At 32.2% G+C, this 3,243-nt stretch carries 2 protein-coding genes; both read left to right on the top strand.

The genetic code is table 11. The features are described 5' to 3' along the window. The first annotated feature begins 12 nt into the window (after nt 1-12). On the top strand, nt 13-171 hold the full coding sequence (locus BM371_RS20250; protein WP_262487379.1) for a T9SS type A sorting domain-containing protein: 159 nt from the start codon (nt 13-15) through the stop codon (nt 169-171). A gap of 7 nt (nt 172-178) precedes the next feature. Then, nucleotides 179-3,243: hypothetical protein (locus tag BM371_RS20255; RefSeq protein WP_083415643.1), on the top strand; the 3,065-nt coding region annotated here is incomplete at its 3' end.

Below are 3,243 nucleotides of genomic sequence, written 5' to 3' on the forward strand. Positions count from 1 at the left end.
AAGGAAGCGGATATTACGCTGTATGATATGGGTGGAAGACAGTTACAAAGCCTGAAGACAAAGAATAAAGTGACGAAGATCAATACGCAGAATCTCATACAAGGAGCTTACCTGATAGTTGTGAAAACGGATACTGAGAAAACTGCGAATGCTAATTTGATTAAAAAATAAAAACATGATGAGAAAAATAATAATCTGTACAGCTGTTATACTGATCAATAGCTTAAGTGCACAAGCATCAAATCCAAATACAGGATCTGTAGGGAATCCAATGGAGAATATTAAACAACTGTATCCTGCTGCTCCAACAGCAAACAACTTAATGAAATTTGAAGAAGTATCTGTAAGCAATTATACAGGAATTCCGGATATCAAGATTCCTATTGCCAGTATTCCTACATCAAATCCCCAAATCGCAATGAATGTATCTTTGAATTATCATCCATTAAATGCAAAGCCTGATGATAAATCAAGTGATGTAGGTTTAGGCTGGAGTTTATTTGCAGGAGGCAGCATCACAAGGACTGTGAGAGGAACTCCTGATGACCAAGCTGTTTTGGCTTCTTTCGGCGGGCAACCAACAGTAGGAATTTATTTCGATGAATTTACCTCTAATTATTCGACAAAAAATTATACCCGAAAATATTTAGATGCGATATCTGGAACAGGTATTGACAATGCTGATCTGGAAAAGTATAAAAAGTTATTCTATGAATCAGCATTTTTAAATAAATTTGATACGGAATATGACCTTTATCAATACAATTTTATGGGTTATACCGGTAGATTTATCATTAAAAAGAATTCTACTAATGAATTATTTGTTGATAAATTAGATAAAAACAACCTTAAAATTGCAATTCATTCTTATGATCCTAATAACAGTTTTGAAGCGACGGGATTTATAATTATAGATGAATACGGAAATAGATATTTATTTGATGTATTGGAAAAATCATCCAGATCTTCATTAACAAACAAGCAAAGTTTTGGAGGATATGTCAATACAAATTTATCCAATTTAGGCTCAACTCCCTCTGCTTTTCATCTTAGCAAAGTATCTGATGCTTCAAATATTGCTTTTGTAGAATTTGATTACAATTCCTCACAGCAAGTATTTTATACCGATAATTCAAATATCAGCAGAAGTAAAGAATTTCCTGATGATGATTCTACATTATTACCTTACCCTGTAAGAATACAATTTGATAAGGAAATTCCGGCTATGAACGAAACAAATATCGTATCTACAGTTACGACGGTTAGAAATCTGCAAAACGTCAGAATACTTGGTAAAGGAGTAGTTAATTTTTCTTATTTGCAAGGAAGAACAGATACAAATTTTACCAATCCTCAACAATTATCAAAGTTAGATAAGATAACAATAACAGATCCTTTAGGGAAAATCACCGAAATATATCAATTATCCTACAATAATTTTGAGTTTTCTTTGTTAGGAAGAGATCTTGGAGACAGCAGATTAGCACTTTCCAAAATAACCAAATATAAATCTGACTTAACAAAAGAATTTGATTATATCCTTAAGTATACTGAAAATACAGATAATGCCATATTGGCAAAAGATCATTGGGAATGGTTTAATTGTCCCCGCCCTTATGCTAATCCCTTGCTTGCCAAACAGACATCCCCAACATGTATTAAAATTAATGTTTTAGAAAGTATAAAGCTTCCAAGTGGAGGGATGAGAGTTTTTGATTTTGGAACAAATACTTATTCTTTTGATCACACTGGCTCACCTATAAATGATTTTGATGAAAATGTTGACAACTGGATATACAGTGCAACCTCAAATGTTAGTTTACAAAGCACATTTCCTGTTAATGCATATCATAATCTAGGATTACATTCAGAGAGCAGAATATTAATTATAGAAAAATCTGAAATTTTAAACAATGATGGGGCAATAGGTTTTTTGTTTTTGGAAAAACTGGGAGCGAACAATCAGGTCATTCAGGCTAATGGAATGCATAATATGTATAATAAAGAATTTGTCCTGGATGCAGGATATGCTTACAGATTTAAATTTATATGGACGAATATGAATGATCAGGGTACGGCCAATATTGATTTTGCTTACAAGTCTAAAAATCCTGTACAGAAACAATGGTTAAACGGAGGAGGGATAAGAATTAACAACATCAGCTACTTTGATAAACCAACCGATGCTTTACCTGCAAAAAAGACTAATTTTTCTTACAATGATTCTGATAATTCCGGCAAAAGCAGTGGGGCTTTGGTTTTCCCCAAACCCATGCATCATTATGATTATAATTATTATAATGATTTTGTTTATGTGTGTGGTGCCAATAATAATTTATGTAAGTATCACTATAATAACAATTTTACGATCTATTCATCAGAAAATTTCATTCCAGTTCAGAAAACACAAGGTTCTGATGTAGGATATCGGAATGTAAGGGTTTCAGAAGCAGATAAAGGTTTTGCTCAGTATACTTACACATCTCCGATTGATGAACCTAACCCTGATTATATAACAGGAGCTCCGTTTGTACCTGTAGCTAACTATGATTATAAAAGAGGACTTTTAAAAACAGAACAAAAAAAAGATAATAATAACAATTTATTATCTACAAAAAGTAATCAATTCTCTATTTATGACACCGAAAAGATTACAGGTATCAGTTTGAGAAACAGAAATTCTCCTTTCACCGAATATATATATGGAGGAATATTTCCAACTTATGAGGCATATATAAATACATGTATTTATAATTACAATCCGAATGTTTTAAACAGTGCTTATTGTGGTAATTCTGATCCTGCTACCATGATTTCTATTACTAATAATATAGAAATCATTGGTAAAGCCAACCAAAGTCATTCTGAAACTACAGAATATTTTAATGGAGCAGTATTAAAAACCTATGAAGACAATATATTTAATACAAGAGATTACCCTACCAAGCAGATAATTAAGGATTCAGATTCCAAGATCACGGAAATCACTTACCAATATGCTCACGAAAAAGGTAATCAGAAGCTGGTGAATGCGAATATGATTGGGATTCCTTTGGAAACATCAGTAGTTAAAAAGCAAAATAGTACAGATCCCGGAAATGTGGTTTCTAAGTCAGAAATTAAATACGATAATCCTTTGAATTTATTTCCTACCTCTGTTTTGTCTTATGATCTTCAAAATACTGTCTCAACGGAAATTACTTACGATCAATACGATTCAAAAGGGAATTTATTACAGTATAC

The organism is Chryseobacterium formosense, from assembly GCF_900116415.1.
GTDB lineage: Bacteria > Bacteroidota > Bacteroidia > Flavobacteriales > Weeksellaceae > Chryseobacterium > Chryseobacterium formosense.